The 26,289-nt window shown below is 61.7% G+C and carries 27 protein-coding genes; 14 read left to right on the top strand and 13 right to left on the bottom strand.

Annotation, left to right across the window (positions count from 1 at the left end):
• The first annotated feature begins 5 nt into the window (after window positions 1–5).
• Both ABEB25_RS02585 and ABEB25_RS02580 read left to right on the top strand, forming a co-directional pair.
• Window positions 6–1,451 (top strand): cytochrome c, encoded by a 1,446-nt coding sequence (locus tag ABEB25_RS02585; RefSeq protein ID WP_345734820.1) that lies wholly within the window; start codon window positions 6–8, stop codon window positions 1,449–1,451.
• A 5-nt stretch (window positions 1,452–1,456) separates the two neighbouring features.
• The gene (locus tag ABEB25_RS02580) at window positions 1,457–2,782 is read left to right on the top strand and encodes a c-type cytochrome (protein WP_345734819.1); all 1,326 of its coding nucleotides are present in this window, start codon (window positions 1,457–1,459) and stop codon (window positions 2,780–2,782) included.
• A 1-nt stretch (window position 2,783) separates the two neighbouring features.
• Here ABEB25_RS02580 and ABEB25_RS02575 read toward each other — a convergent pair whose 3' ends face one another.
• Both ABEB25_RS02575 and ABEB25_RS02570 read right to left on the bottom strand, forming a co-directional pair.
• Window positions 2,784–3,713: a sugar phosphate nucleotidyltransferase gene (locus tag ABEB25_RS02575; protein ID WP_345734818.1), complete on the bottom strand. Its 930-nt coding sequence runs from the start codon at window positions 3,711–3,713 to the stop codon at window positions 2,784–2,786.
• 55 nt (window positions 3,714–3,768) lie between these two features.
• The gene (locus tag ABEB25_RS02570; RefSeq protein WP_345734817.1) at window positions 3,769–5,385 is read right to left on the bottom strand and encodes a formate--tetrahydrofolate ligase; all 1,617 of its coding nucleotides are present in this window, start codon (window positions 5,383–5,385) and stop codon (window positions 3,769–3,771) included.
• Window positions 5,386–5,520: 135 nt separating this feature from the next.
• Between ABEB25_RS02570 and ABEB25_RS02565 the strand changes: the two genes are divergently transcribed.
• The 4 genes from ABEB25_RS02565 (at window position 5,521) to ABEB25_RS02550 (ending at window position 8,045) form a co-directional block, all read left to right on the top strand.
• On the top strand, window positions 5,521–6,435 hold the full coding sequence (locus ABEB25_RS02565) for a metallophosphoesterase family protein (RefSeq protein WP_345734816.1): 915 nt from the start codon (window positions 5,521–5,523) through the stop codon (window positions 6,433–6,435).
• 36 nt (window positions 6,436–6,471) lie between these two features.
• Entirely contained in the window at window positions 6,472–6,801 is a 330-nt protein-coding gene (locus ABEB25_RS02560) for a hypothetical protein (RefSeq protein WP_345734815.1), read from the top strand.
• 103 nt (window positions 6,802–6,904) lie between these two features.
• Complete coding sequence (locus ABEB25_RS02555) at window positions 6,905–7,504, top strand: nitroreductase family protein (RefSeq protein ID WP_345734814.1); 600 nt, start codon at window positions 6,905–6,907, stop codon at window positions 7,502–7,504.
• Window positions 7,497–8,045 carry a DUF456 domain-containing protein gene (locus ABEB25_RS02550; RefSeq protein WP_345734813.1) on the top strand — a complete coding sequence of 183 codons (549 nt, stop codon included), beginning with the start codon at window positions 7,497–7,499 and terminating at the stop codon, window positions 8,043–8,045. Before ABEB25_RS02555 ends, ABEB25_RS02550 begins: the two co-directional genes overlap by 8 nt.
• A gap of 6 nt (window positions 8,046–8,051) precedes the next feature.
• On the opposite strand, the gene ABEB25_RS02545 is transcribed toward ABEB25_RS02550, so the two are convergent.
• Window positions 8,052–8,423: a hypothetical protein gene (locus ABEB25_RS02545; RefSeq protein WP_345734812.1), complete on the bottom strand. Its 372-nt coding sequence runs from the start codon at window positions 8,421–8,423 to the stop codon at window positions 8,052–8,054.
• A 191-nt stretch (window positions 8,424–8,614) separates the two neighbouring features.
• Here ABEB25_RS02545 and ABEB25_RS02540 point away from each other — a divergent pair, with 191 nt between their 5' ends.
• The 5 genes from ABEB25_RS02540 (at window position 8,615) to ABEB25_RS02520 (ending at window position 12,910) form a co-directional block, all read left to right on the top strand.
• A complete protein-coding gene (locus ABEB25_RS02540) occupies window positions 8,615–9,610 on the top strand; it encodes a hypothetical protein (protein WP_345734811.1) in 996 nt (331 codons plus the stop codon).
• Window positions 9,611–10,336: a MotA/TolQ/ExbB proton channel family protein gene (locus tag ABEB25_RS02535; protein WP_345734810.1), complete on the top strand. Its 726-nt coding sequence runs from the start codon at window positions 9,611–9,613 to the stop codon at window positions 10,334–10,336.
• Complete coding sequence (locus ABEB25_RS02530) at window positions 10,333–10,779, top strand: ExbD/TolR family protein (protein WP_345734809.1); 447 nt, start codon at window positions 10,333–10,335, stop codon at window positions 10,777–10,779. The genes ABEB25_RS02535 and ABEB25_RS02530 overlap by 4 nt, the downstream gene beginning before the upstream one ends.
• An 83-nt stretch (window positions 10,780–10,862) precedes the next feature.
• Window positions 10,863–11,429 carry a peptide deformylase gene (gene def / locus ABEB25_RS02525; RefSeq protein ID WP_345734808.1) on the top strand — a complete coding sequence of 189 codons (567 nt, stop codon included), beginning with the start codon at window positions 10,863–10,865 and terminating at the stop codon, window positions 11,427–11,429.
• A 98-nt stretch (window positions 11,430–11,527) separates the two neighbouring features.
• Window positions 11,528–12,910, top strand: coding sequence for a neutral/alkaline non-lysosomal ceramidase N-terminal domain-containing protein (locus ABEB25_RS02520; RefSeq protein WP_345734807.1), 1,383 nt, complete (start codon window positions 11,528–11,530; stop codon window positions 12,908–12,910).
• Between the two features lie 98 nt (window positions 12,911–13,008).
• Here ABEB25_RS02520 and ABEB25_RS02515 read toward each other — a convergent pair whose 3' ends face one another.
• The 3 genes from ABEB25_RS02515 to ABEB25_RS02505 all read right to left on the bottom strand — a co-directional run bounded on the left by ABEB25_RS02515 (window position 13,009) and on the right by ABEB25_RS02505 (window position 15,795).
• On the bottom strand, window positions 13,009–13,311 hold the full coding sequence (locus ABEB25_RS02515) for a hypothetical protein (RefSeq protein ID WP_345734806.1): 303 nt from the start codon (window positions 13,309–13,311) through the stop codon (window positions 13,009–13,011).
• A 172-nt stretch (window positions 13,312–13,483) separates the two neighbouring features.
• Complete coding sequence (locus tag ABEB25_RS02510; protein ID WP_345734805.1) at window positions 13,484–14,998, bottom strand: sugar ABC transporter ATP-binding protein; 1,515 nt, start codon at window positions 14,996–14,998, stop codon at window positions 13,484–13,486.
• Window positions 14,995–15,795 carry a Fic family protein gene (locus tag ABEB25_RS02505; protein WP_345734804.1) on the bottom strand — a complete coding sequence of 267 codons (801 nt, stop codon included), beginning with the start codon at window positions 15,793–15,795 and terminating at the stop codon, window positions 14,995–14,997. Before ABEB25_RS02505 ends, ABEB25_RS02510 begins: the two co-directional genes overlap by 4 nt.
• A gap of 179 nt (window positions 15,796–15,974) precedes the next feature.
• Here ABEB25_RS02505 and glpX point away from each other — a divergent pair, with 179 nt between their 5' ends.
• Complete coding sequence (gene glpX / locus ABEB25_RS02500; protein WP_345734803.1) at window positions 15,975–17,024, top strand: class II fructose-bisphosphatase; 1,050 nt, start codon at window positions 15,975–15,977, stop codon at window positions 17,022–17,024.
• A 36-nt stretch (window positions 17,025–17,060) separates the two neighbouring features.
• On the opposite strand, the gene ABEB25_RS02495 is transcribed toward glpX, so the two are convergent.
• The 5 genes from ABEB25_RS02495 to ABEB25_RS02475 all read right to left on the bottom strand — a co-directional run bounded on the left by ABEB25_RS02495 (window position 17,061) and on the right by ABEB25_RS02475 (window position 21,661).
• Window positions 17,061–17,510, bottom strand: a complete 450-nt coding sequence (locus ABEB25_RS02495; protein WP_345734802.1) for a hypothetical protein — start codon at window positions 17,508–17,510, stop codon at window positions 17,061–17,063.
• An 81-nt stretch (window positions 17,511–17,591) separates the two neighbouring features.
• Window positions 17,592–18,500 carry a shikimate dehydrogenase gene (aroE, locus tag ABEB25_RS02490; protein ID WP_345734801.1) on the bottom strand — a complete coding sequence of 303 codons (909 nt, stop codon included), beginning with the start codon at window positions 18,498–18,500 and terminating at the stop codon, window positions 17,592–17,594.
• A gap of 53 nt (window positions 18,501–18,553) precedes the next feature.
• A complete protein-coding gene (locus tag ABEB25_RS02485; protein WP_345734800.1) occupies window positions 18,554–20,083 on the bottom strand; it encodes an MFS transporter in 1,530 nt (509 codons plus the stop codon).
• A gap of 224 nt (window positions 20,084–20,307) precedes the next feature.
• A complete protein-coding gene (locus ABEB25_RS02480) occupies window positions 20,308–20,742 on the bottom strand; it encodes a hypothetical protein (RefSeq protein WP_345734799.1) in 435 nt (144 codons plus the stop codon).
• Window positions 20,743–20,755: 13 nt separating this feature from the next.
• Window positions 20,756–21,661 (bottom strand): TIM barrel protein, encoded by a 906-nt coding sequence (locus tag ABEB25_RS02475; protein ID WP_345734798.1) that lies wholly within the window; start codon window positions 21,659–21,661, stop codon window positions 20,756–20,758.
• A 465-nt stretch (window positions 21,662–22,126) separates the two neighbouring features.
• On the opposite strand from ABEB25_RS02475, the gene ABEB25_RS02470 reads away from it, so the two are divergent.
• Window positions 22,127–22,684, top strand: a complete 558-nt coding sequence (locus ABEB25_RS02470; RefSeq protein ID WP_345734797.1) for a hypothetical protein — start codon at window positions 22,127–22,129, stop codon at window positions 22,682–22,684.
• A 450-nt stretch (window positions 22,685–23,134) separates the two neighbouring features.
• Here ABEB25_RS02470 and ABEB25_RS02465 read toward each other — a convergent pair whose 3' ends face one another.
• Window positions 23,135–23,785: a lipid-binding SYLF domain-containing protein gene (locus ABEB25_RS02465; RefSeq protein ID WP_345734796.1), complete on the bottom strand. Its 651-nt coding sequence runs from the start codon at window positions 23,783–23,785 to the stop codon at window positions 23,135–23,137.
• Between the two features lie 185 nt (window positions 23,786–23,970).
• Window positions 23,971–24,813: a sterol desaturase family protein gene (locus tag ABEB25_RS02460; protein ID WP_345734795.1), complete on the bottom strand. Its 843-nt coding sequence runs from the start codon at window positions 24,811–24,813 to the stop codon at window positions 23,971–23,973.
• A gap of 116 nt (window positions 24,814–24,929) precedes the next feature.
• Here ABEB25_RS02460 and ABEB25_RS02455 point away from each other — a divergent pair, with 116 nt between their 5' ends.
• Window positions 24,930–26,234, top strand: coding sequence for an MFS transporter (locus ABEB25_RS02455; protein WP_345734794.1), 1,305 nt, complete (start codon window positions 24,930–24,932; stop codon window positions 26,232–26,234).
• Window positions 26,235–26,289 lie beyond the last annotated feature (55 nt).

The following is a 26,289-nucleotide window of genomic DNA, read 5'->3' as shown; positions in this document are numbered from 1 at the left end:
CGGGCATGGACTTTCCTTCCTATTATCTGGACCACGTGGCGGGTGGGCGGCTGATCATCGGCCTCATCGCCAGTCTGCATGTACTGATCAATCACCCTCTGGCCGTGGGGGCTTACCCCATCCTCACCTTCATGGAGTGGTGGGCGCACAAGCATGGGCGCAAGGACGTGGATGAGCTAGCTTACAAGATCACCTTCATCGTCTTCATCGTCACCACCACCGTGGGGGCCATGACGGGCGTGGGCATCTGGCTTTCCACCTCTCTGTTCGCGCCCTTTGCCATCGGCAGCCTGCTGCGCGTCTTCTTTTGGGGCTGGTTCATGGAGTGGCTGGTCTTCATCTCCGAAGTGGTGTTGATCATGTGGTGGTTCCTCAGTTGGAAAAAGGCGGACACACCGGAAAAGAAGAAAAAGCACATCCGCATCGGCCTGGCGCTGAGCATCATGTCCTGGCTCACGATGGCCCTCATCGTGGCAGTGTTGGGCTTCATGATGAAGCCGGGCGAGTGGAGCCAGACGCGCGCCTTTTGGGATGCGATGACCAATCCCCTCTATCTGCCGCAGCTCGGCTTTCGCACCTTCTTTGCGCTGATGACCGGGGCCGTGTTTGTGTGGTTCTCCTCGTTCTTTTTTACCAAGGATACCAGCCGCCTGGAACCGAAGGGGCAGCGCCTGAGGAAATGGCTGGTCTATCGCCTCTCCCACGTGGTGCTGGTGAGCCTGGTCATGACCCTGCTGTTCGGGAACTGGTATTGGCACAATGTGCCGGAGGTGATGAAGGCGAACAGTGCCGTGGCCCTGCTGTCGCAGCAGTTCATGGGCTGGCATTCGCAGTTCGCCAGTTTGTTAGGCTGGACGTTGGGTGCCTTCCTGGTCATCGCCATTGCAGGCCTGTCGTTTTCTTCCCTCGTGCCGCGCTGGGCCCTGCTCATCCCCAGCTTCATGGGCATCTGGCTGCTCGGGCACTTTGAACGGGCCCGCGAGTTCATGCGCAAGCCCTGGGTCATCGGCGACTACCTTTACTCCAATGCCGTGCACAAGGATGAGTTGGCCTTTCTGCAAAGCGAGGGCCTGCTGAAGCATGCCACCTATGTGAAGCATCGCGAGGTGACGGAGGCGAACAGGGTCGAGTGCGGGCAGGACATCTTCATGCTGGCCTGCTCCCGCTGCCACAGCACCACGGGCCTGAACGGCGTCATCGAAAAATTCGGCCTCATGTATGGCGATGACAAGGCCTGGGACAGCAGCGGCATGCTCACCTTCATCCAGGGCATGCATCAGACGCGCACCTTCATGCCCCCCTTCCCTGGCAATGAAAAGGAGGCCCAGGCACTGGTCGCCTACATCCAGCATCTGCGGACCACCCGCGAGCCTCTTCAGGGGGCCCAGACCATCGGCATTGAGGCAGCGCCCTTGCCCGCCACCGCAGAAAATCACGTGACTCAACAATGACCTTTATGACTCTCTCCTTTTTGTTAGCCAATACCCCCATCCCTCGCGATCTCCCGCTGCCACTGCCCCTGCCCGAGGGTTTGCTCAAGACCCTGCTCGTCCTTTTCTTCCTGGTCCACATCCTGTTTGTGAACCTCATGGTGGGCGGCTCCATCCTCGTGGTGGTGGCGGAATGGCTGGGCCGCAAGCGCCAACGCTGGGACACCCTGGCGCACGCGATCGCCAAGACAGTGACCGTGAATAAAAGCCTCGCCGTGGTGATGGGCATCGGGCCGCTGCTGTGCATCAATCTGGTCTATACGATGCAATGGTATTCCGCCAATGCCCTCACGGGCCATGCCTGGCTGATGATCGTCCCGCTGGTGACGGTGGCCTTTCTGCTGACCTACCTGCACAAGTACACCTGGGATCGCTGGGCGCAGGGCCCGAAGAAAACGCTGCACCACGCCATCGGCATCGCCGCCATGCTGCTGTTCCTGTTCATCCCGCTGATCTTCCTGGCCAATATCAACCTCATGCTCTTCCCGAGCGAATGGGAAAAGGTGCGCGGCTTCTTCTCCAGTCTGCGCATCGGCAATGTGCTGCCGCGTTACCTGCATTTCATGGCCGCCAGCATCGCCATGACGGGGCTGTTTCTCGCGGGTTGGTTTGGCCGCAAGTCCTCGGACCTCAGCCACCTGCCCGGCTTCGCCCGTCCCGAGCTCCGGCGCATTTTTTACCGCGTGACGGCGCTCGTCACAATGGCGCAGTTCGGCTTCGGCCCCCTGCTGCTTTTCACGCTGCCTGCCGCCGGTATCACCCCGCAGCTTTATGCCATCATCTTTTCCGGTGCCGCCGTGGGACTGCTGACGCTGATGGTGCTCACCCTCGAACTGCGAGCCAGCGACGAACAAATCGGCCGTCATTACGGGTGGATCTGCGCGCTCTTCACCGTCGTCGTCCTCGGTATGGGCAGTGGTCGCCACGTGTACCGTGAGGCCGCGCTGCGCCCGCATCAGGCGGCGATTCAAGAACGCACTCAAAGTTATGCCGCCGCCCTGGCGGAATTTCAAAAAGCCCAGGCTGGCAAACCTGCCCCCGCAGAACCGGATGCCCATCAGCTCTTCATGAACTGCGCCGCCTGCCATGCGCCTAACACCAAACTCGTGGGTCCGCCGCTGACGGAGATCGCCCAAATCTACGCGGGCAATCCTGAAGGCATTGTCACCTGGGCCATGGCCCCTGGAAAGAAGCGCCCCGAGATGCCACAGATGCCCCCCTTTGCCCACCTGGGCGAGGCCAGTCTGCGCAAGATCGCCGAGCTGATGCTGGAGAAAGGCAAGGTGCCGTGAATCAGAGATCCGTGCCCGCGTGCGTCCCCTCGGCCCGGATGCCGCTGCGAACGATGCACTGCTTCAGGTTTGCCCCGCCCGCCACCACGGCCTCCGGCCAGAGGATGCAGTCCTCCAGCACAGCGCCCGCTTCCACCACGGCCCCTGGCCCGATGACATTCAGCCCACGAAGAGTCGCCTCGGGTGAAACCTGCGCGGTGGGGTGGATGGCCGGTGCGGGGGCGGTGCCGAGCTGATGCAGGGCCTGGTGCGCCTCCAGATACGCCGCACGGCTGCCGAGATCCCACCACTGGCCGTCATCAATGACCACCGCGCCGAGTCGTGCGCCTTCCTGGATCATGCGCAGGAAGATGGGGATCACGGATTCCACCTTGCCGGGCGTCAGCCACTCATGAATCTCCGGCTGGCAGGCATAGATGCCGGTGAAAAGGTATTCACCTTCACTGCCCGTGCCTAACTTGTTGCGGATGTCCGTCACCAGCCCCGTTTTTTCATCATACGAAAGGTGAAGCGCCGGGCCCTGGCTACGAAGCACCAGCGTCACCAGATTGCCCTTGTCCTGATGCTCCTTCAGCAGCGGTTGCAAAGGCAGGTCCGTGAGGATGTCGCCATTGTAAACGATGAAGGGCCCCTCATTCAGCAAGTCGCGCACATTGGCGATGCCCCCGGCTGTTTCCAGACGCACCGGGCTCTCGTTGCGAAAGGCGATGGGCGCCCCCGCATGTTGACCCTCAGGGAAAGCTTCCGCATAGGCTTCGGGGATGTGGTGCGTGTTCACCACAAAGCTCCGCACGCCGGCGGCCCGCAGGTGATCGAAGGCATAGGTGATGAGCGGCTGATGGAAGACCGGAATGAGCGGCTTGGGCAATTGCGCCGTGAGAGGACGCAACCGCTCACCCAGACCTGCACCGAGTACGAAAGCTTTTTGCACGCGCGGCCTGTAAGCAGGAGGAAGGCCGGTGCAAATGGATGTTGTTATTTCGCCCCTAAATCCCTCGGATCACCCCGTCTTCGGTGACTTGGATGCGCTCCGCCGCTGGCACTTTAGGCAGGGCGGGCATGCGCATCATGGTGCCGGTGAGGGCGACGAGGAAACCGGCCCCGTGGGCGATTTCGAAGTCGCGCACGGTGATGGTAAAGCCGCGCGGGCGGCCCAGTTTCTTCGCATCGTCGGAGAGCGAGTTTTGCGTTTTGGCCATGCACAGCGGCAGGTGGCCGAAGTGGTTGCGGGTAAACAGCGCCAATTTTTCCTTCGCCGCATCCGTCAGCGTCACGCCGGCGGCGCCATAAACGCGGGTGGCGATGGCGTGCAGCTTTTCCTCCACGGGTGCGTGGGCATCGTAGAGGAAGGGCATCGGCGTGGACTCCGCTGGCAGGGCTGCGAGGACCTTTTGCGCTAGCTCGATGGCTCCGTCGCCGCCTTGGCCAAAGACATCTGCCGTGGCACAGGGCACGCCGCGCGCCTGGCAGAACTCATGCACGAGGGCGATCTCCTCCGCGCTGTCGTTGGTGAATTTGTTGATGGCGACAATGACCGGGCGGCCAAACTGCGCCGCGCTGTCCAGGTGCGCGGCCAGGTTTTCTAGACCGCGAGAAAGCGCGGTGGGATCTGGCTGGGTGAGGCTGTCCAACTCCACACCGCCATGCATCTTCAGCGCGCGCACGGTGGCCACGATGACGATGGCCTCGGGACGCAAACCAGATTGGCGGCATTTGATGTGCATGAACTTTTCGCCGCCCAGATCAAAGGCGAAACCGGCCTCCGTCACCGCATAGTCGGCATGGGCCAGGGCCATGCGCGTGGCCAGCACAGAATTGCAACCGTGGGCGATGTTGGCAAACGGCCCCCCGTGGAGAAAAGCGGGCACGCCTTCCACCGACTGCACCAGATTCGGCTGCAGCGCATCCCGCAGCAGCGCCAGGAGAGCGCCGGTGATGTGGCACTCTTTGGCAAAGACCGGCTCGCCCTCTGGCGTGAAGCCAATGACGATGCGGTCCAGCCGCTCGCGCAGATCCGCCAGGGATTCAGACAGGCACAGGATGGCCATGACTTCCGAGGCCGCTGTGATGTCAAAGCCGCTGCTGCGCTCCGTCGCCTTGCCCACGCCCGTGTGGATGCTGCGCAGGGCGCGGTCATTCACATCCATCACCCGTTTCCACAGCACGCCCTCAGGGCGCAGGCGGGTCTGCTGGTTGAACAGTTGGTTATCGATCACCGAGGACAGCAGGTTGTGCGCGCTGGTGATGGCATGAAAATCACCCGTGAAATGCAGGTTGATGGACTCGGCGGGCTGCACCGTGCTTTTGCCGCCGCCCGTGGCACCGCCCTTCCGGCCAAACACCGGGCCCATGGAGGGCTGCCGCAGCGCCAGGGCGACACTCTGGCCAATCTTTTTCAGCCCCTGGGCCAGGCCGATGGACATCGTCGTCTTGCCTTCGCCTGCCGGGGTGGGCGTGATGGCGGAAACGAGGATGAGCTTGCCCTGATGTTTCGGATTCTCCAGCGCCTTCAGGGAGACTTTGGCCTTGTCCCGTCCGAAGAGGGAAAGGTGGTCGTCGGAGATGCCAAGAGAACGGGCGACTTCAGAGATTTCAGGGGCCATGCGTGGGAGTGAGTGCGGCGATCATGCCAAGCGAAACATGAAAGGAAAGAGCGATTTCCAAACGTAGCCCTGCTGTCTTGCCAGTGAGACCGCCACTCGCTAGCGTTTTGCTGAAATTCACTGCCCCTTTTCACCATGCCTATCACTCTGCCCGCCCTCAGCCGTCGCCAATGGATCAAAGGTAGCCTCGCTGCTGCCCTGGCCCCGACCTGGGCGGCTGCGGCTGACAAAAACACTGCCACCGAGTCCTGGGTGCTGTTTTCAGACACCCACATCGCCACCGATCCCAAGGCCGAGGCCCGGGGTGTCATCATGGGGGATAACCTCACCCGCTGTGCCAACCAGGTGCTGAAGCTAGGCAGCAAACCTTACGGCGTCTTCGTCAATGGCGACTGCGCCTACCTCAGTGGCCAGGCCTCCGACTACGATACCTTCGTCAGCCTCATCCAGCCCCTGCGCGAGGCCGGGCTGGCCGTGCACTGCACCCTGGGCAATCACGACGACCGCAAAAACTTCACCGCCGCCATGACCAGCGTGCAGGACCCACGGCCCGTGGAGGGAAAACACGTCAGCGTTTTCTCCAGCGCCACCATGAACTGGGTGCTGCTGGATACGCTGGATGAGGTGAACAAAACCCCCGGCGTGCTGGGGGATCTGCAGCGCGGCTGGCTGGACCGCACACTCGCCAGCCTGCCCGCCAAACCCACCGTCGTCATGGCCCATCACAATCCCCAGCAGCCGCTCACGGGAGAAGGCCAGAAGCACACCGGCATGATGGACAGCGACGCCATGTTCCAGGTGCTGGGCAAGCACAAAAAAGTGAAGGCCTTCGTCTATGGCCACACGCACAACTGGTCCCAGTCCCGCCACGAAGCCACCGGCATCCACCTCATCAACCTGCCGCCTGTGGCCTACACCTTTGGTGCTGACCGCCCCAACGGCTGGGTGATCGCCTACGCCACACCAGAGAAACTCGTCTTCGAGCTCCGCGCCCTCAATCCCGCCCACGACCAGCACAAGCAGCAGGTGGAGATTCTTTGGGGAGCGTAAGGGGGCCGAGTCCGTAGGAAGATCCAGCTTCCGCTCATGGACGAGAATCGATTGAGCCTCTCACCGCAAATTGCTGCGAGCCTTGGCTTTAGCCAAATTCAGCAGCCGCTCAATTTCCATCATCCGATCCAGTTCCTCGGTTTCTTCCGGCAACAGTCCCACGGTCTTTCTTTGGCGATCAAATCCTCAAATCGGGCGCGGGCTTCTTCGCTGGGCCGAAACTCAATCAATGACGCAGGCGTCACGCCTCCCGCCAGAAAATCAATGGCTTCGTCATACGCATTCTTCATGTCGAACGCTAGTCCTCCAGAAAGACCCGTCAACTGCGGATGCCACGGACCTTTGCACAAAACGATGACATTCTGAATTACCAGCCCTCCCCCGAGACACAGACATCCACGCGGTCTCGTGGCTTCGATTTACCAGCCCGCAGTGGACGTTTGCGCGTCCCCATCCTACTCTACCCGGCATGAGTTTGCCCTCCCTGACTGACACCACCACTTTGATCCGCCATCGTCGTTCCATCAAGCCGGTGGACATGGATGCGGCGCGGCCCGTGGATGCGGCGCTTTTGACGGAGCTGATCGAGAACGCCACCTGGGCCCCCAATCATGGCCTGACGGAACCCTGGCACTTCCACGTCTTCAGCGGGGCCGCCCGGCAGGGGCTGGCGGACAGCCTGCGCAGCCTCTACCAGCAGACCACGCCCGCCGCCGAGTTCCGCGAGGACAAGCTGAAAAAAATGGGGGATAACCCTTTGCTGGCCCCCGTCATCATCGCCTGCGTGATGCAGCGCAATGGCGGGGCAAAGATCCCCGTGCAGGAGGAACTGGAGGCCATCTCCTGCGCCCTGCAAAACCTCATGCTCAGCGCCACCGCCGCCGGGCTGGGCTCCTTCTGGTCCTCCCCGCCGCTGCTAGACACGGCAGAGTTTCAAACTTGGTTAGGCATCCGACCAGAAGACCGCTGTGTGGGCCTGATGTACCTCGGTTGGCCGAAGGCCGGGCTGAACTGGCCACGCAGTATGCGGCAACCCGTTGAAACCAAAATCTCCTGGCATCATGATTGATTGGCTCACCTCCTCCTGGGATGCCTTGGCCCAGTTTTTCACCAGCATCCCGTTTGAGGTCATGGGCGTGTGGATGCTCACCGGCTGCCTGCTTTTTGTCGGCGTCATCGGCTCCGTCGTACCGCTGCTGCCGGGCCCGTTTTTGATCTTCATCGCCGGCATCCTGCACACCTTTCTGCGGCCGGAATCCGCCATGAGCTGGCAGGGCATCGTGTTGCTGTCCATCCTCCTGGTGCTGGCCTACGTGGTGGATATGGCGGCAGGGGCCATGGGCGCACGCTGGTTTGGTGCCAGTCGCTGGGGTATCGCCGGAGTTTTTGTCGGCGGCATCGTGGGGCTGTTCTTCGCCCCGCTGGGTTTCATCGTCGGCCCTCTGGCGGGCGGGCTGTTGTTTGAGCTGGTCTTTGCCAAAAAGCGCATGGCCCCGGCGGTGAAGTCCACCTGGGGCACGCTGCTGGGCACCGGCGTCGGGCTCATCGCCCGGCTGGGCATCAGCATCGCCATGGTCGCGACGGTGCTGATCGATGCCCTCTGGTGGTAAGCCCGCTTACTTCTTCCGGCGGGAGACGCGCACGCCCATGCGGCTTTCCAGCGGGTTGGGGGACTGCTGGGCGTGGATGCGGTACTCGGCTCCGGGTTCATCCGGGGTCTGGTTGCGGTCCAGCAGGCCAGCAGGCTCGTCGCTGTTGCCCACGAAGCTGCCAAAGAGGGTGCCGTCTGATACACGACCTTCCGCTGCGGGAGCTGTGGCCGGGGCTGGCTCGGGGTTGGTGGTCTTCACACGCACAAACTGCACGCCCATGCGGCTCTGCAGCGGGGTGCTGGCACCGTAATACTTGCGCCCATCGCGCTCCTCCGTGCTGCAGCTTGAGACAAAGGCGAGGGACAATACGACCAGGGACAGAAGGGAGAGTTTCATGGAATCGGAAGATGGAACCACGGCCTCATAACACAGGCTGCGCCGCGTGGAAGAAAAAACTTCGGCCTCCCCGGGCCACTCTGCCTGGGAGAAACCCTGCCAGAGCCACGTCCGCTTTCCCAAGGTTGTCCGCATGGGGCCTTTCCAAAAGGTTGCTTCCCGCCGCAGCTTGCGCATGGTAGGAGTTTCCTGTGACCCTCACCCTCGACAGGCATCTCCAAACAGGCATCGCCGGTTCCGTGGCGATTCATGCCCTGTTGCTGCTGCTCATCGTCTGGGGCATCAGCAGCCAGGCTGGGCGGAATTTTGCGGCGGAAGAAAAAGTGGCCGTCGAAGAGATCCCCGAAGTCACGCTGATCTTTCCAGATCAGATCATCCCGGAACCGCCACCCCTCACGCCGCCGCCGGAGTTCTTCATCAAAACGACCCAGAATGAGGCCGTGGCCACCGCGCCCCAGAACGCCCAATTCCAGTCCGACCGCAATACCGTGGCCGCCAGCATGCTGCCGCCCACCACCTCCACCGCCCTGCCCATGCCCACGCTGGATGGCCGCACCGACGTCAAACCCCAGCTCAACAACAGCGAGCATCAGGACGGCAGCCTCACCCCCAAGCCGCAGCCAAAGCCGGCCTCTCCCCTGCCCGACCTGATCGCCAAAGCGGAGGCGGAAAACATGCCCGCCGACCAAAACCGCCTGCCCCTGGAGGTGCGCAAAGCCGAAGACTCCCAGGCCCCCGCCGCCAAGCTCCAGGTGCGCATCCCGGAGGACACCCCGCCGCTGATGACGAACCCCACGGACGAAGACGACTTCTCCGCCTTTGACCGCATGAGCAAGTCCGAGGGCTCCGTCAGTCGCGAAGGTGAAAATGCCGTGGATGCCGTGGCCACTCCGCGCGGCCTTTACGAGTCCAAGATCAAGTCCGCCATCGAGCAGAAATTTCAGGAGATGCTGAAGGCCAGCACCCATGTCGGCACCGGTCACGTCCACTTCCGTTTCTATGTGGACAAGAAGGGCGTGCCGCAGGATCTCACCATCCTTTCCGATGCCCGCGATGCCGACCCGGCCATGCGCGAGCTCACCCTCCGCGCCATCTTGGATGCCCAGATTCCCCCCATCCCGGCGGATCTGCTGTCCACCCTGGAAGACGGCAGGCAGAAGGCCGAATACAAAGTCATTCTCTACTAAATGCACGCCCACCACCTCCTCGCCGCCGCCGCTGGCAGCAGCCCCGGCCTTTTCACTCAGATCTGGGACTTTTTGGCGATTGGCGGCTTTGTCATGCTCTTCATCGTGCTGTGCTCCATGGCCGCCGTCACGGTCATGATCTCCGCCTGGTTGCGGCTGCGGGATCACCTGGTGCTTCCCGCGTCCGTGGCCAGCCAGCTCCGCAGCCTGCCGAAGTATGCCCAGAAGGGTGACATCAAGCCCCTGCAGGAGTTCTTGGAAAAAGACCCCTCCCTCCTGGCCAGCCTGGGTGCCCTGGCCATCAGCGGCACCTTTTCCAGCCGCCAGGAGTGTGTGGAGACCATCACCGCCCGCGCCAAGGAAGACCTGCACCACCTGGAGCGCGGCGTCTCTATTTTGGAGGTCATGGTCACCGTCGCCCCGCTGCTGGGTCTCCTGGGCACCACCGCCGGCCTCGTCGGCATGTTTTCCGCCTTTGGCAGCGATGCCGGGCCAGATACCGCCACCATTGCCAAGGAGATCGGCGTGGCGCTGCGCTGCACCATCGCGGGCCTGTTCGTGGCCGTGCCCTCCGTCCTGGCCCACACCTACTTCGTCCGTCGGCTGGATAACATCGCCGTGCGCCTGGAGTCCATCCTGCATGAGACCATCCAGACCTTCTTTGCCCACTTCGAAGTGAAGCGCGAGGCCCAATTCCGCAGCCCTGAACCGGAACGCCTGAGATGAACCTGCGCCCCCGTCGCCGCCCCGTCCCGGCCATCCCCATCGTATCGCTCATCGATATCATGGTGATCCTTCTCATCTTTTTCATCGCCACCACCAGCTTCAACGACGCCAAAAAACAGGTCAAAATCACCCTCCCCACCTCCGATTCCCTGGGAGAGACGGCCCCCGTACAAGAAGTGCGCAAAGCCCTGGCCATCACGGAGAAGGAGGAGATCTTTCTGGATAACACCCCGGTGGAAATCACCCAACTGGCAGACGCTCTCCTCGCCCTCAAAAAACGCGAGCCTGCGCTCAAACTGGAACTCCAGGCCGATAAAAAGACTTCTCTCGGGCTGCTTTTAAAAGTCTGGGATGCCCTGCGCAAAGCGGGCCACCCCGTCAATGACGTCCCCGCCCGCATTCTCGGTGGCCAAGGGGCCACGAACATCCCGGCCACCCAATAAAAGAGATTTTCCAAGCCGCGCTTTCAGGCTAATAAAGAGGCCGCCAACCGCCCCTCACCCGTTCTTTCTCGCCCCGTTTCCCCATGGTCCTGCCCATCGTCCGTTACCCAGATCCCGTCCTCCGTGCCAAATGCCGCCCCGTCACGGACGTCACCGATGAAATCCGCCAGTTCTCGGCTGACATGATCGAGACGATGAAGGCCGCCAATGGCGTGGGCCTCGCCGCCCCCCAGGTGGCCCGCGACATCCAGCTCGCCGTCATTGATGTCTCGCACAATCCCCAGTGCATCACCTACCTGCGCATCAATGGCCAGCCTGCTGAGATGCCAGCCCACATGCCCGTCATCTTCCTCAATCCCCAGCTCGAACTCGGCAAGGACAAGGATGTGGATGAAGAGGGCTGCCTCAGCTTCCCCCGCTTGCGTGGCGACATCCGCCGCAGTGAAGACGTAAAAGTCACCTTCCAGACCCTGGATGGCCAAACCCAGACCTGGGAGACCGATGGCCTCCTCGCCCGCGCCTTCCAGCATGAGATTGACCACCTCAATGGCATCCTCTTCATCGACCGCCTCTCCGCCGCCGCTAAAGTCGGCCTGAAGCGCAAACTCGGCCGCCTCATGCAGGAGTGGACCGAAGATGACGGGGAGTAATCCTCAGATGACCTTTAGGGTCTAAAAGCGGACAAAACGGAGCGAAAATACCCAATTCCAGCCTTGGAATCTGGGGCCGTATTTTGCAACCTTGTCAGATGAGGTTAAAAATCTATCTGGCAAATTGCTTAAGCCTGTGCGTTTGGCTGCTCCTCGCCTCCCTCCAGGCCGCCGAGACGCCCGGCTGGAAAGCCGGTGCCGCCAGTGTGGATATCACGCCGGAATTCCCCGTGCGCCTCAGCGGCTACGGCAGCCGCACCGGCCCCCACGAGGGCATCCAGATGCGGCTCCATGCCAAAGCCCTGGCCCTCACCTGGCAGGATACCCCCAGCGCCGTCATCCTCACGGTGGACAACTGCGGAGTGCCCGCCACCATGCGCGCCGAGCTGCTGAAACGTCTGCAGGCCGCCGGTCACCCCATCGAGGACAGCCGCCTTTCCCTCCACTCCAGCCACACCCACTGCGCCCCCGCCCTGCCCGGCGTGCTGCCCTTCCTCTTTGGCACCGAACTGCCCGCCGAAGAACAGGCCGCCGTGCAGCGCTATGCCGATGAGCTCACCGCCAAGCTCGTCACCGTCGTCACCGAAGCCCTGGCCAAGCAACAGCCCGCCCGGCTCGACTGGTCCACCGGCAAGGTCAGCTTCGCCATGAACCGGCGGTTTAAAACGGACAAGGGATACGCCAACAGCCCCAACCCCTACGGCCCCACGGACCGCGCCCTCCCCGTCCTCCGCGTCACCAATACCGAGGGAAAGCTGCAAGCGATCTTCAGCAGCTACGCCTGCCACTGCACCACCCTCGCCATCAACAAAACTCACCCGGACTGGGCAGGCTGCGCGCAAAAGGAGCTCGAACTCCGCTTTCCAGGCATTGTCGCCATGACCGCCATCGGCTGCGGGGCGGACCAAAACCCCTATCCGCGCCGCGAACTGACCCATGCGGAACGTCACGGTGTGGAGCTGGCCAAGGAAGCCGTGCGCCTCATCAATGCCCCGATGAAACCCGTCCTGGGCCCCCTCACCTGCGCCAGCAAAGAGGTGCAACTGCCCTTCGACACTCCCCACGACCGCGCCACCTGGCAGCAGCGCAGCCAGGATGCGAACAAATGGACCGCCCAGCACGCCCGCCATTTCCTCGCCCTCCAGGATCGTGGTGAAAAGATCCTCGCCGCCCTGCCCTACACCGTCCAGGTCTGGACCTTCGGCAACGACCTCCTCACCATCAATCTCCCTGGCGAAGTCGTAGTGGATTACTCCCTCCGCTTCAAAAAGGAGCACGCCCCCGACCGCACCTGGGTGAACAGCTACACCAACGACGTGCCCTGCTACATACCCTCCCAGAGAGTGTGGGAAGAAGGCGGCTACGAAGCCGCCGGGGCCATGATCTACTACGGCCGCCCGAACCGCTTCGCCTCCGGCATCGAGGAGATCATCGCCGCTGCCGTCAAAGACCTCGTCCCCCCCGGCTTCAAGGCCCCCTGAAAAAGGGAAAGCTCCTTTCCCTAGACGCAAAAAGCCCCGTGTCCTGCGGGCCTTGTGGCTGGCGGAACACGGGGAAATTCTAGACTAAAATGTGACCGTTACTTCGGCTGGGCGTCCACGCGGGCCTTCTCAGCTTCGGCGGCGGCTTCGGCCTTCTTCTTGTCAGCTTCAGCCTGGGCCTGGGCGGCTTCCTTGTTGGCTTCGATGTTGGCCTTCTCGATCTTGGCGTTGGCATCGGCCTGGTCCTTGGCAGCTTCAGCCGCCTTTTCCACGGCATCCTTCTGCGCTTCGATGGATTCTTTGGCGGCGTCCTTGCGGTCGTCGATGGCGGCTTTTTCCTTGTTGCAGCTCACGGCGAAAAGGGAGGAGGCGGCAAGGAGGGTAAGAATGGACTTTTTCATAATGATGATGTGGTTGATGCACCAGGACTGGCGGACGCATCCGCATGCCCCAGGTGTGCTTGTAATTCGGAGTCCCCTGAAAAGGTGGATGTACTTTTTGCATGATGGCAAAAAAATCCTCTTCCAGGAGGTCCGGCACGTCGTCATTCCAAAGCCTGTTGGCAGGCTGTTGTCATGCCGCCAGGGTCTGTCCCATGGCTGCTTCCATCAGCTTTTCCTGCGTGGCTTCCGCGCGGGTGAAGCTGCCGCCGATGCGGCCTTCGTTCAGCATCAGGATGCGGTCGCTCATGCCGATGAGTTCCGGCAGCTCGCTGGAGACCAGCAGCACGGCCTTGCCCTCGGCGGTCAGTTTATTGATGAGTTCGTAGATCTCCAGCTTGGCCCCCACATCAATGCCGCGGGTGGGTTCGTCCAGCATCACCACCTGGGGCCCAGTCATCAGCGCCTTGCCCAGCACCACCTTTTGCTGATTGCCCCCGGAAAGGCGGCCCACGATGGCCTCCAGCCCGGTGGCTTTCACGCGCAGGTTTTTGAAATACTCCTGGTTACGCAAAGTCTCCTCGCTGCGATTGACGAAACCCGCGCGGCTGAACTGGCCTAACGAGGAGAGCGACATGTTGAAGCCGATTTCCTGCTCGATCACCAGCCCATAACGGCGGCGGTCCTCGCTCACCAGGGCCAGCCCGGCGCGCAGGATCTTCGCAGGGGGCAGGCCATCCAGGCTGCGCCCGCTCAGCTCCACCTGGCCGCTGCTGCGGCGACCCCAGGCCCCAAAGAGATGCATCAAAAGCTCCGTGCGCCCCGCACCCATGAGACCACCAATGCCCAGGACCTCGCCCGCACGGAGGTCAAAGCTGATGTCGTGCAAGCGTGGCAGGCCCTGCTCGTCCTTCACGGAAAGGTCCTGCACCTTCAGCACCGTGGCCCCTGGCGTGGCGGCCCGGCGCGGAAAGAGGTCGGTGATTTCGCGCCCCACCATGTGCTGGATGACCTCCGCCTTCGTCATGGCCTGGGCATCCTTCGTCACGATGCTGCTGCCATCGCGGATGACGGTGATGCGGTCAGAAATGGCGAAGACTTCGTCCAGCTTGTGGCTGATGTACACGCAGGCCATGCCTCGTGCGCGGAGGTCCTTGAGAATGTCGAGGAGGATCAGCACCTCATGCTCCGCCAGGGCGGCGGTGGGTTCATCGAGGATGAGGATCTTCGAATCCTTCGCCAACGCCTTCACGATTTCCACGAGCTGCTTTTGCCCCACGCCCAGGGAGCCCACACGCGCAGCGGGGTCCAGGTCCACCTTGAAGCGATCCAGCAGCACCTTGGCCTCGCGGTGAATTTTGGGCCAGTCAATGAAACCGCCAAAACGGCGCGGCTCGCTGCCTAAAAAGATGTTTTCCGCCACGGTCATCTCATTCACCAGCGCCAGTTCCTGATAAATGACGGCGATGCCCGCCCGCGCCGCATCCGAGATGGAATGAAACCGCGCCTCCTCCCCGCCGACCTCAAAGCGTCCCTCATAACTGCCATGCGGATGGATGCCGGAGAGCAGCTTGATCAGCGTGCTTTTGCCTGCGCCATTCTCCCCACACAGCGCGTGGATCTCCCCGGCCCGCAGGTCGAACGACACGTCCTTGAGAGCGATGACGCCAGGGAACTTCTTGGTCAGATGCTGGGCGGAAAGGATCATGAGAGACGGCGTTTTTGTTGGAGTTGCAGTACTTCGTCCAGCATCGCTTGAGCAGCGGCCTGCGCTTCGACACAGAGAGCCTGGAAAGGTTGCAGTTTTTCCTCCTGCACCATCAGAGGCTGGCCACGTTTCATGGGCCCGCAAGCGAGCTGCCAAGTGGCGAGGGCCTCAATGTAGGCCAGCCGCTGTTCGGCAGGGATGAGAAGCGGCATCTGCCCACGGTTCAGTAAAGGCAGATTTGCGAGCAGGCGCGCCATGCGGCCATTGCCGTCGGCGAATGGATGGATGCGGACAAAGGTGGCGTGTGCCCACACATAGTCTTCAAATCCGTCAGCAGAATCTGCGAGACAACGCTGGTTCAGCTCCGCCAGCCAGGCGTTCATCAACTCGGGGACATCCGCCGGAAAGGCGTAGGTGTCATTGATGACCGTTTTACCGCCCTGCTTCGCCAGGGTGGAATTCGGTTCCACCTTCCAGGCTCCCACGGGTTGAAAAGCATCCACCACGACGGCCGTCTGCACAGCCTGATGGAGTGCAAAAAGATCCGCCGGAGCCAGGGCTCGGCCAATCATTTGATCCAGCAGGTCCATGGCCCGGCTATGGCCCAACACCTCATTGTGGTGTGCCAGGGGCTTGCCTGCGATGGTCAGGCCGTACTCCAGCACGCCCAGAGTTTCCCCCTCGCTCAGCGTGTTTCCTTCCAGGGCCGTGGAGGTATGGGTCCAGCGCACCCTCAGGCGCTGCGAGAGCACCTGACGCAGATCTGCATCTAGATCAGCCAGCGGGCGGAGGGTCATCCGTGAATAGTGGCAGGAACCACCCGCCATGCCAAGACCTGAAAATGAATGTGAAGGTGTTTTCCATTCCTGCCCTCAGCTTCTATCTTGCCGGGAACTGAACAGGGATTGCCAAATCGGATACACTTCCGTCCTTGGCAGTCTGGGTCGCCTGGGCCTTGTTCCGCTAACCAACCACCATGTCCTCCAACCTTCCGCCCCTGCGCAGTCCTCTCGACCTCGAACGCGTGCTCGAATTTGAATTCGTGCGTGCCACGGAGAATGCAGCCCTTCAGTCCATTCATTGGTTAGGCCGAGGTGAAAAGGAGCTGGCGGATGCGGCGGCCTGCAGCGCCATCTACGGCGTCTTCGACCTCCTGGACATCCGGGGAGAGGTGATCATCGGCGAGGGCATCAAGGACAATGCCCCCGGCATCTTTGTGGGCGAGCACCTGGGCACCTGGAAGACAGGCAGCCCGCGTTTTGACATTGCCCTCGATCCGATTGACGGCACCACGAACATTGCCAAGGGCACGCCTAACAGCATCTCCGTCATCGCCGCTGCGCAGAAGCCGGACGGGGCACCGAGCGCGATGAAAAACATCCCCAGCTTTTACAGCCACAAGCTGGCCTATGGCCCTGCGGTGAAACGTGCTTTGCAGAAGAAAGGCGACCGTAGTTTCCTGGACATGCCTTTGAAGGAAGTCATCGCCTTTGTCGCCGAGGCCCTGGGCAAAAACATGCGCGATGTCGTGGTCGTGACCATGGACCGCCCGCGTCATGGCGCCCTCATTGAGGAGGTGCGCTCCTGCGGTGCGGCCCTACGCATGATCACCGATGGCGACATCACCGCCGCCGTGGCACCCTCCCTGCCAGACAGCGGTGTGGACATGTACGTGGGCATGGGCGGCAGCCCGGAGGCCGTGCTGGCCGCGGCTGCGCTGAAGTGCCTGGGCGGTGACATGGATGTGCGCATGTGGTTCCACGACGAGGCGCACCGCGCGGAAGTGGCCCTCACCACCAGCGAGGCCGAGATGAACCAGGTCTTCCGCAGCGATGACCTGATCATGGGCGAAAGCGCCCTCTTCTGCGCCACGGGCATCAGCGACAGCCCGCTGCTCCCCGGCGTGAAGCTCATCGGCCATCGGGTGGAGACCCACAGCATCCTCATGCGCTCCCGCAGCGGCACAGTGCGCCACATTCATGCAAGCCATGACCTGGACCGCAAGGTGGTGCCTTTGAGGGGTTAAGGCTGCCAGCCTGGTCACAACCAAATTTCACTGGGCCTAACCAATGGCTGGTTCTTCCTGGCCGGGAGTGTCATCGTTAAACAGGGCAGCGGCAAGGCCGATGATGAGCAGCAAGACCAGTCCTCCTAGATAGGCCGACATCCAGTCAAAGTCCCTCCACTCCGCTGCCGACGACCATAAGATCTCTACAAACAACCAGCCTGCGGGCAAAAGATTGACCCCATAAGGCAGTAGCCGATACCCCGGCAGGTCAAACCGATGCGCCATCAAAAGGCTGGCAAGCCAGATGAATGGCCAACTCACCAGGGCCATGAGGCTCACGTTTCGTTGCCAGTCAGGAACTGATGGAGTCTCCACGGGCCCGATGTCCTCCCAACCACTGATACAGGCGATAATGCCTGATACACTGCATACAGCCACCGCTGGGGTGGCTATGGCCAAGTATGACATCCAGGCATGACGGCCAAGGGTGGATGGGCGGATCATAACCAGCAATGAACACCTAGCTGGTTTGTATCCAAACTAAATCTGCTTTGGCCAAGGACATCGTGTCTTTGTGAGGACCTCTTAACTCGCATCCGCCAGCCCCTGCCGCATCGCTTCCAATGGTGCGGTGACACCGGGGAACCAGTGCTCAAAGGAGATCGCACCCTGATGCAGCAGCAGGCACATGCCATCGGCATGACGAGCCCCGACGTTCACCGCAGCCTGGATGAGTTCCGTCGGTCCGCTGGCTCGATACACCATGTCGTAAACACAGTGGCGGGACTCCAGGCAGCCATCGGGCAGCAGCGGGGCATCCTCGGGCTTCATGCCCAGGGAGGTCGCGTTGACGATGAGATCCACGTTCGCCAACTGCGCTGCCAAATCGGCATGATCCAGCGTGCAGGTCTGCACTTGGGCAGAACCTAAAGACGCGAGCTCTTGCACCAGCGGAGCCAGCTTGGCCTCAGTCCGGTTGGCTAACCAAAGATGCTGACATCCCGCCAGCACGCTCTGCACGGCCACGGCGCGCCCGGCACCACCGCCAGCACCGAGAATGAGCACGCGCAAGTCCTTCACCTCCGCACCGAAGGCTTCCTTCACACTGCGCAGGAAGCCTGGGCCATCGGTATTAAACCCGTGCATCTTTCCCTCGCGAATCGCCAGGGTATTCACCGCGCCCAGGCGGCGGGCCAGCGGGTCCACAAAGTCCACGGCATCCAGCGCTTCGAACTTGTGCGGGATGGTGATGTTCACCCCCTGGAACCCGTTTTGAATGAACAGGCCAAAGGCTTCCTTCACCTGGCCCACGGGCACCTGCACCCGCACGTACTGCGCCTCCAAACCGCAGGCTTTCAGAGCCGGGTTGTGCATCTGCGGGGACTTCGAATGGCCGATGGGATCACCGATGACCGCCAGCCGTGCTGGAGGTTGCAGGGTGGAGGCCACATCGGCCCAGTGCTGGAGCTGTTCGTAAGTGTAAAAGGAGGCCACGGAAAAAAGGGGAGCAGGTACTGTGGCCTGCTTGGTTCAGTTCCGCAACTGCCTCAAGCCAGCGCTTTACCCTTCGTCTCCGGGGCGAACCACACCAGCAGCATCCCGGCAATGTAGATCGCGCAGAGGGCGGAGTAAGCATTCGCCGAGGAGCCGAACACGCCCACCAGGTTGGCGATCTGCAGACCGCCGATGGCAGCGATGATGCGGCCCACATTGAAGCAGAAACCCTGGCCGGTGGCGCGCACGCTCGTCGGGAAAAGCTCCGGCAGATACAGCGGGAAGAAGCCATAGAAGCTCGCAGTGAGGCCGCCCATGAGGAAGGCCGTGGCAAAGAACCAGGGGCCAATGATGGTGTTCGTCTTGTAGAAAAGCAGGGCGGAGCCGAGGGCGGCCACGCACATGAGGAAGTAGGTCTGGCGGCGGTTCAGGATATTGGCGATGACCGGGGCGATGAAGGCAAACAGGATGGCCCCCAGGGAGGTGGCGATCTGGGTGAACTGGGCCACGTTGGTGTAGCCATTGGCATTCAGTTCGGACGAACTGGACCACTTCGCACTCTGCTGCGCTGCGCCCCAGGTACCCAGCAGGGCGATGCCTGCGAGAGTTGCGCCCAGGATCAAATTCCGCCGGATGGTGATGCGGCTCTGCTCCGTGATGCTGCCGGCGCTTTCTGCACGGCCCAGGTAACGACGCACGGGCAGCAGGTAGCCCCACACCACGATGGCAAAGCAGGTGACCGTGATCAGTGCGGCGACCACCGTGGTGACCCCGGCATCGATGCCCATGGGCGACCAAGACCAGATGATGACCATGGCGGCGATGGCACCGATGAGCACGCCATTGAGATCCACCGTGCTCCAGTGACTGGTCTTGCCGGAGGCCTTCTCTTCTTCCCACTTGTCGGATTCTGGCACAAAGATTCGGATCAGGAAGATGATCAGTGCAGGCAGCGCGCCGATGATCATGAGGAAGCGCCAGGCCTGGTGGTCTAGCAGATAGTTCGCCAGATTTTCAGAGCCGCCCAGGGCCAGCGTCCAGCTACGCATGGTGCCGATGAAGGTGTTCATGCCCAGGCTCAGCCCAGCCACCAGCAGGTAGCCGATATTGGCCGCCGCACCGATGGCTCCGGCTACAAACGCGCGGTTGCCCTTGGTCCAAAGTTCGTTCACCAAGGCCACCCCCAGGGCCCACTCGCCACCCATGCCCAGGGAGGCGATGAAGCGCAGGATGGCCACATGCCAAGCCTCGGTGGCAAAGCCGCACAGACCCGTAAAAATGGCGTACGTGAAAATGGAAAACGACATGGCCTTCACCCGGCCGATGCGGTCGCCCAGCCAGCCAAAGAACACACCGCCCGTCGCCGCGCCGACGAGGAAGGTGGCGATGATCACGCTGAACCAACGGTCCAGAGTCGCCGTCATCAGCTCCGGGGCGATGCGGGAGGCCAGCAGGTCCTGCAGCGCCGGTTTGCCGATGAGCGGAAACAGCCCCATTTCAAATCCATCAAACAGCCAGCCCAGGAAAGCAGCAATGAGGGCCATGTTGCGGCCTGTGGAGGAAGGAGCTTTGGGGGAGGACATGAGGCAGTTGACAGGGGAAGGACAGGTTTTTCGGAAAAGCGGTCACAAAGAACGCCGGAAAGCGCGGCATTCTTCAAGGAGATGTGCGAGCGAGGGAAGGAGAAATTTGGAAATCTTACCCCGGACTGGAGCGCGAAGAACCCCTGGAAGTACTTTTGTGGCGAAAGCCACCTAAACCTCCCCAGCGACTCTGGTCCTCGAAGTAGGTCTTATGTAATCACCAATCATCGGACTTCAGCCTTCTTTATTTGGCTGGCTGCCATTTGCTGCCGCAGCTTCACCGGGGCTCTAATCAGGAGTTCAGGCACCGCACCACTGGAAGAGTTCTTGAAGCCGCGAGGGGTGAGGGTTCTTTCCAGAAGCCGGATCTGCCCCTGGCCATCGTGAATCCACAGTTCGTTAGGCGGCACAAATTGCAGGGCCCATTTCCCACAGATCATCTTCAGGGAATCGTTCTTACCCAACCCCACCTCTCCTTGGAAACCTGGCACATCAAACCTAGCCAGGATGCAACCCAAGTCTTCGCCACTATCCGTGACCTCCACCACCACGCCGTGCTCTGCATAGGAGTGATTTCCGAAGCTGGTGATGAGACTCTCTTCCGCCACACTCAAGGTAGCACTCAGAGCCAGCAACAGACAGACGAGTGTGTTTTTCATGGTTTGTTAGGCGTTAAACATCACACACCATGCAGGCATGCCTCAGGGCCAGGATGGGATCGTCCCAGGTGGGGATGAACTCATGGGCGACGTAGTCGTGGTAGCCGATCTCGAGGGCGGCCTTCATGATGGCGGGGTAGTTGATCTCCTGGTTCTCGTCCAGCTCGCAGCGGCCAGGATTGCCGGCGGTGTGCAGGTGGCCGATGTAATCCTTGTGCTGGCGCATGCGGCGGATGACATCGCCATTCATGATGCTGACGTGGTAGATGTCGAACAGCAGCTTGAAGTTGGGGCTGCCGATCTGCTTGATGAGGTCCACGCAGAAGTCCACGTCATCGCCGAAGTAGCCGGGGTGGCCTTTCATGGGGTGACTGCTATCTCGGCTGTTCAGGTGCTCCAGCACCAGCGTGATGCCCTTCTTTTCCGCATGGGGCAGCACCGCCTTCCAGGTGTCCAGACAGTCTTGGATGGCCTTGTCGCGGTCCATGCCTTCAAAGCTCATGCCGGTGAAGGTGATGACCTTTTTGCAGCCCACATCGGAGGCCAGATCAATGCCTTCGGTGAGGCTCTTGATGACGAAGTCGCGGTTCTCCGGGTTGCAGGGCCCTTTGGCAAAACCATGCGAGCCCACGAGGCTGATGCCCAGGCCCAGTTTCTTCATATCCGGGTAGTATTTTTTGTCGATGCCCTCGATGCCCACCAGCCCGATGTCCTTGGCATGTTGGGCCAAAACGAGCGTGTCCATCGGCTTCCAGCACCAGCCCATGAGGGTGTGCTTGATGCCGCTGTTCTTGATCTTGTAGGCGGGATCTGCCGCCGCTTTGTCAATGACGGCGGCGGAGGCACGTGGCGCGAGGGTGGCCCCCGCAGAGGCAGCGGCCAGGGCGGTGGAGGAACGGAAAAAGGAGCGGCGGTTCATAAGGCGGAAGAGAACGTCTCCAGAAACAGGAAACCATCACCCCGATGCAAGCCTGGATTTGCCACGCGGGTAAAAAGAGCTTTCGACACCTCCCAAACCCCCACGTCCTGGCGGACGCGGCTACTGTAGCTGCCCGCGCCAGCGGGTGGTCTGGGCGAGAGTTCTCACGCTTTCGACGCCCCCAAACCCCCACGTCCTGGCGGACGCGGCTACTGTAGCTGCCCGCGCCAGCGGGTGGTCTGGGGCGAGGGCTCTTACGCTATCGACATTCCCCAAACCCCACGTCCTGGCGGACGCGGCTACAGGTAGCTGCCGCGCCAGCGGGTGGTCTGGGCGAGGGTTCTCACGCTTTCGACGCCCCCAAACCCCCACGTCCTGGCGGACGCGGCTACTGTAGCTGCCAAAATCTTCCAAGGATGTGCGAAAACACCTTGAATCCTGGGTAGCCCAAAGCTGTCGTCTTTCATGCCCGAAGAGAAAGCGAGAGAGCATCTCCCACGACTCAATGCCAATGCTTATCGTGGCCGGAGTGTCATACACTGGACGTTAACGATGGACCAACGCGCCACGGGCTGGCTTTCCGAAAAGTTTCATGAGGAGTTTCGTTGGGCTCTTTTGCATGGCTGTTCCCGATATGAAGTGGCCTGCCCTTTGTATTGTCTCATGCCTGACCACGCCCATCTGCTGGTGGTGGGCTGGACTGCCCAGGCCGATCAACGAAGATTCATTTCGTTCCTGCGCCAAAAAACTGAGCCTTTGCTGGTGGCTACAAAAGCTATCTGGCAAAAACAACCTTACGACCATGTTTTGCGTCCCCAGGAAAGCGACCGCTACGCCTTCGAAGCTCTGGCTCATTACATAGCTGAGAATCCAGTGCGGGCTGGCCTGGTTTCGGACAAAGTTCACTGGCCCTTCAGAGGCTGCATGATTCCGGGATATCCCGAACTCACGCCATCTTTGTCCGACTATTGGTTACGCTACTGGCGTTTGATGGCTTATCAAAATGGAAGGATGCCCCCGTAGCTGCCCGCGCCAGCGGGTGGTCTGGGGCGGGGGCTATTACGCTTTCGACATTCCCAAACCTCCACGTCCTGGCGGACGCGGCTACACGTAGCTGCCCGCGCCAGCGGGTGGTCTGGGCGAGGGGGCTCACGCTTTCGACACTTCCCAAACCCCACGTCCTGGCGGACGCGGCTACATCGTAGCTGCCCACGCCAGCGGGTGGTCTGGGGCGAGGGCTCTCACGCTCTCGACACTTCCCAAACCCCCACGTCCTGGCGGACGCGGCTACACGTAGCTGCCCGCGCCAGCGGGTGGTCTGGGGCGAGAGTTCTTATGCTTTCGACACTCCCAAACCCCCACGTCCTGGCGGACGCGGCTACATTTTTGCGGACGCGGCGACCCAAAAAAAGCGGCCCAGGAAAACCGGGGCCGCTTTGGGGGGGATCGTCTATCGCAGGGCCTTATCGCGCCTTACAGGGTGCGGCGGAGCTGGCTGGCGCTGGCGGGGGCGCGGACCTTGCCGGCCAGGATGGTGGAGGCTTCCACCGGGCGATTGTAGTAGCGCTGGTTGGCCTTCTTCTTGGTGGCGATCACCGTGCCTTCCAGGGAGACCCCGGCAAAGAGGCCCTGGCTGCGGCTGTAGGCATACACAGCGGCATTGGGCGTGACGCCTGCTTCCGCACTGCGGCCCACGGGACCGGCAGCGACGCTGAGGGCACCGCCGAGCTGGACATTGGCGTCATTCGAGAAAGCGCGCACGGCTTCGGGCGTGTTCAGCACGAAGATGAACTCGGTGACCTGACCACCGATCTGGGGACCAAAGCCGACACCACCGGTGCCGATGAAGGAGGGGCCGGACCAGCTACGACCATTGCGGGCCACGACGACGCCCTGGCCCACTTTGCCCGACCACATGAAGCCACCTTTGGTCATCGTCACGATAGCCAGGCCTTTGGCATGGCGCAGCACGTGCTGGGGGATTTCGGTTTCAGGCATCGACTTAAAGCGGTTCATCACCGCCGCCGCCTGGCGCACCTGTTCGTCTTCTTTGGGACCTGCCATCGTCATCATCGGAGTCAGCAAGGTGAAGGCAGCAGCAAGAGGGAGGAATGTGTTTTTCATGATGGGTGAGGGGTTTGAAATAGGACAGCATCTTCCAAGGGCATGGCGTGTGCCAACTTATCGCCATCACCCATCAAATCATTGATGATCAAGGCTTTGCGAATGCCCCGATTCCGATCCGCTGCCGCCCGCTTAGGGCACTTCGCACGACAAAACCAACCCTGCATTGCAGGACACCACACGGCCTAATGTGAAGATGCCTCCACCTCTTCATGTCGGCTCTTTTGGTTAGGCAAAAGCCGCCGCACCGGTTCCCAAAGCTGGCCCGCCATGTCCTGGGGGAATCCTCCGGCCACACCAAAGTCCTCCGGCACGCGACCACGGGGCATGAAGAAGGTGCCAAAGAACAGATCCCAAAAGGGGAAGAGGCCCGCGAAGTTTTTGTCCCAGGCCTCGCGCAGACGGCTGTGATGCCAGCGATGAAACATCGGCGTGGCGATGACGTAACGCAGCGGCCCGAAGTCCCAGTCCACCCGCGCATGCAGGAAGATGGCGTAGAGGGTGAAAAAGGGCGCGGTGGACAGCGTGACCCAGGGGTTGAATCCCAGCAGCAGGAGAGGCGTGACCTGGATGAATTTGTTCACCAGATCATTCACCGGATGCACCCGGATGCTGCTCAGCCAATCCAGATCTTCCGAGCTGTGATGCACCGCATGGAAGGGCCACCAGCGCCCGCCGTGGAAGAGGCGATGGCTCCAGTAAGCCAGGAAATCTGCCAGCACGTAGATCTCGATCGCTTGCAGCCATAAGGGCTGCCTAGCCAGGGGGCCAAAGCCCGCGTAGGTCTGCTGGCGAAAGTCCTCCGCACTGGCCACCCCGCACCACACCAGCAGCACGGCAGGCAGGATGAGCCCGCCTTTGGAAAGCACCCGCGTAACAAAAGGTGTGAAAAAGAAATACGCCACGTCCGTCAGCCAGCCCCGGCGCAGCAGCGGCCCGCGCGCCTTGCCCAGCACACGCTCCACAATGAGGAAGAGGACGGCGAGGAGGATCAGCCCGACCAGGGTATTTTTCAGCGAAGGTGACATACGCCGGGGCCTAACGGCGGACGTAGGCACCTGGTAACGAAAAAAGGCCAGGGATCTGCTTTGCCAGTCTCGTCCTCCTGCCCCACTCTCACGCACCCTTTCCACTCCCCTCGCCGATGCCTCTCAATGCCCGTCTTTTCATCTGGTTCCGGCTGCTGTTTAACTGCCGCTTCTACTACCCCATCTTCACCGTCCTGTTTCTGGACCTGGGGCTGAGCATTGGCGAATTCGCCGCGCTGAATGTCGTTTGGGCCATCACCATCGTCCTGCTGGAGGTGCCCTCCGGGGCCCTGGCAGACCAGTTTGGCCGCCGCCCGCTCATCGTCGCCGCAGGCTGGCTGATGGTGGCGGAGATGGGCGTGCTGTGCCTCATGCCCGTGGGGAATCACGATGTCGTCCTGTGGCTGTTTGTGCTGAACCGCATCCTCAGCGGGGCTGCTGAAGCGGCCGCCAGCGGGGCGGACGAAGCCCTGACCTATGACTCCCTGCCGGAGGCGGAACGCCCGGTGCTGTGGCCAAAGGTCATGGCCCAGCTCAGCCGCGCCATGGCCCTGGGATTCATCGTCTCCTCCGTCAGCGGCGGTCTGCTCTATGACCATGGCAAAGTCAGCGCCGCGCTCGCGTGGCTGGGCCTGGGGGAGGTGCCCCGCGCCTGGACCATGAAGATCCCCCTGGGGCTAAATTTCCTCACCGGCATCGCCTGCCTGCTGGTGACCCTGCGCATGACGGAACCCGCCACGGCCATCGTCGCGCGCACCGGCGGCTGGCTGCATGAGGCCCGGCTGGCCTTTGCGCGCATTTTGGAAACCGGGCGCTGGATCTGGCGCACAGAGGCCGCCTTCACGCTCATCCTCCTCGGCGTCGTCTTTGACAGCATCATCCGCCTCTTCCTCACCGTCTCCAGCAACTTCTACCGCCTCGTCGGCATCACGGAGGCTTGGTATGGCATCATCGGCACGGTGGCTTCGCTCCTGGGCCTGGCCACGGCGGGGCTGATGGAGCGCATGTCCACCCAGGGCAGCCAGCGGTCGAATTTCACCTGGCTGGCCGTCATGACCCTGGTGGGCCTGCTTTTCGCCGCCTGTCCGCAGCCCGGTTTTCTGGGCGTGGCCCTGGTGGTGCCGCTGATGCTGGCCATGCGCTTCCTGCAGTTCTTTCTCTCCTATTACCTGAATGACATTGTGGACTCCGCCCGCCGCGCCACTGCTCTCAGCTTTCGCGGCCTGACGATGAACCTCGCCTATGGCGTGATGACGCTGCTCTTTGGCTGGCACACCCAGTGGTTGCAAAAGGACCTCGCGCTGCCTTCGGGGGATCTGCGCATCTTCGCCACTAGCCTCACGTGGTGGCCGGGCTGGTTTTTGGGCACCCTGGCGCTGTCCCTCCTGTGGCTGCGCCTGCGGCGGAAAGCGCGGGCGTAGGGGGGCAGGGCTGCGGCTGGGGACCAGCCGCCCTACCAAGACGATGCGCCTGCGG

The sequence above is a fragment of the Prosthecobacter algae genome (assembly GCF_039542385.1).
GTDB classification, from domain to species: domain Bacteria; phylum Verrucomicrobiota; class Verrucomicrobiia; order Verrucomicrobiales; family Verrucomicrobiaceae; genus Prosthecobacter; species Prosthecobacter algae.
The sequence above is the reverse complement of the archived record's forward strand: the minus strand, read 5'-3'. Positions and strand labels throughout refer to the sequence as shown.

Excerpts from the sequence above, each read along its gene's own strand:
- ABEB25_RS02585 (WP_345734820.1), top strand. The coding sequence starts at position 6 with ATGGACTTTCCTTCCTATTATCTGGACCACGTGGCGGGTGGGCGGCTG.
- ABEB25_RS02580 (WP_345734819.1), top strand. The coding sequence starts at position 1,457 with ATGACTCTCTCCTTTTTGTTAGCCAATACCCCCATCCCTCGCGATCTC.
- ABEB25_RS02570 (WP_345734817.1), bottom strand. The coding sequence starts at position 5,385 with ATGGCCCCTGAAATCTCTGAAGTCGCCCGTTCTCTTGGCATCTCCGAC.
- ABEB25_RS02565 (WP_345734816.1), top strand. The coding sequence starts at position 5,521 with ATGCCTATCACTCTGCCCGCCCTCAGCCGTCGCCAATGGATCAAAGGT.
- ABEB25_RS02560 (WP_345734815.1), top strand. The coding sequence starts at position 6,472 with ATGGACGAGAATCGATTGAGCCTCTCACCGCAAATTGCTGCGAGCCTT.
- ABEB25_RS02555 (WP_345734814.1), top strand. The coding sequence starts at position 6,905 with ATGAGTTTGCCCTCCCTGACTGACACCACCACTTTGATCCGCCATCGT.
- ABEB25_RS02550 (WP_345734813.1), top strand. The coding sequence starts at position 7,497 with ATGATTGATTGGCTCACCTCCTCCTGGGATGCCTTGGCCCAGTTTTTC.
- ABEB25_RS02545 (WP_345734812.1), bottom strand. The coding sequence starts at position 8,423 with ATGAAACTCTCCCTTCTGTCCCTGGTCGTATTGTCCCTCGCCTTTGTC.
- ABEB25_RS02535 (WP_345734810.1), top strand. The coding sequence starts at position 9,611 with ATGCACGCCCACCACCTCCTCGCCGCCGCCGCTGGCAGCAGCCCCGGC.
- ABEB25_RS02530 (WP_345734809.1), top strand. The coding sequence starts at position 10,333 with ATGAACCTGCGCCCCCGTCGCCGCCCCGTCCCGGCCATCCCCATCGTA.
- def (WP_345734808.1), top strand. The coding sequence starts at position 10,863 with ATGGTCCTGCCCATCGTCCGTTACCCAGATCCCGTCCTCCGTGCCAAA.
- ABEB25_RS02520 (WP_345734807.1), top strand. The coding sequence starts at position 11,528 with ATGAGGTTAAAAATCTATCTGGCAAATTGCTTAAGCCTGTGCGTTTGG.
- ABEB25_RS02515 (WP_345734806.1), bottom strand. The coding sequence starts at position 13,311 with ATGAAAAAGTCCATTCTTACCCTCCTTGCCGCCTCCTCCCTTTTCGCC.
- ABEB25_RS02510 (WP_345734805.1), bottom strand. The coding sequence starts at position 14,998 with ATGATCCTTTCCGCCCAGCATCTGACCAAGAAGTTCCCTGGCGTCATC.
- ABEB25_RS02505 (WP_345734804.1), bottom strand. The coding sequence starts at position 15,795 with ATGACCCTCCGCCCGCTGGCTGATCTAGATGCAGATCTGCGTCAGGTG.
- glpX (WP_345734803.1), top strand. The coding sequence starts at position 15,975 with ATGTCCTCCAACCTTCCGCCCCTGCGCAGTCCTCTCGACCTCGAACGC.
- ABEB25_RS02495 (WP_345734802.1), bottom strand. The coding sequence starts at position 17,510 with ATGATCCGCCCATCCACCCTTGGCCGTCATGCCTGGATGTCATACTTG.
- ABEB25_RS02485 (WP_345734800.1), bottom strand. The coding sequence starts at position 20,083 with ATGTCCTCCCCCAAAGCTCCTTCCTCCACAGGCCGCAACATGGCCCTC.
- ABEB25_RS02480 (WP_345734799.1), bottom strand. The coding sequence starts at position 20,742 with ATGAAAAACACACTCGTCTGTCTGTTGCTGGCTCTGAGTGCTACCTTG.
- ABEB25_RS02475 (WP_345734798.1), bottom strand. The coding sequence starts at position 21,661 with ATGAACCGCCGCTCCTTTTTCCGTTCCTCCACCGCCCTGGCCGCTGCC.
- ABEB25_RS02470 (WP_345734797.1), top strand. The coding sequence starts at position 22,127 with ATGCCCGAAGAGAAAGCGAGAGAGCATCTCCCACGACTCAATGCCAAT.
- ABEB25_RS02465 (WP_345734796.1), bottom strand. The coding sequence starts at position 23,785 with ATGAAAAACACATTCCTCCCTCTTGCTGCTGCCTTCACCTTGCTGACT.
- ABEB25_RS02460 (WP_345734795.1), bottom strand. The coding sequence starts at position 24,813 with ATGTCACCTTCGCTGAAAAATACCCTGGTCGGGCTGATCCTCCTCGCC.
- ABEB25_RS02455 (WP_345734794.1), top strand. The coding sequence starts at position 24,930 with ATGCCTCTCAATGCCCGTCTTTTCATCTGGTTCCGGCTGCTGTTTAAC.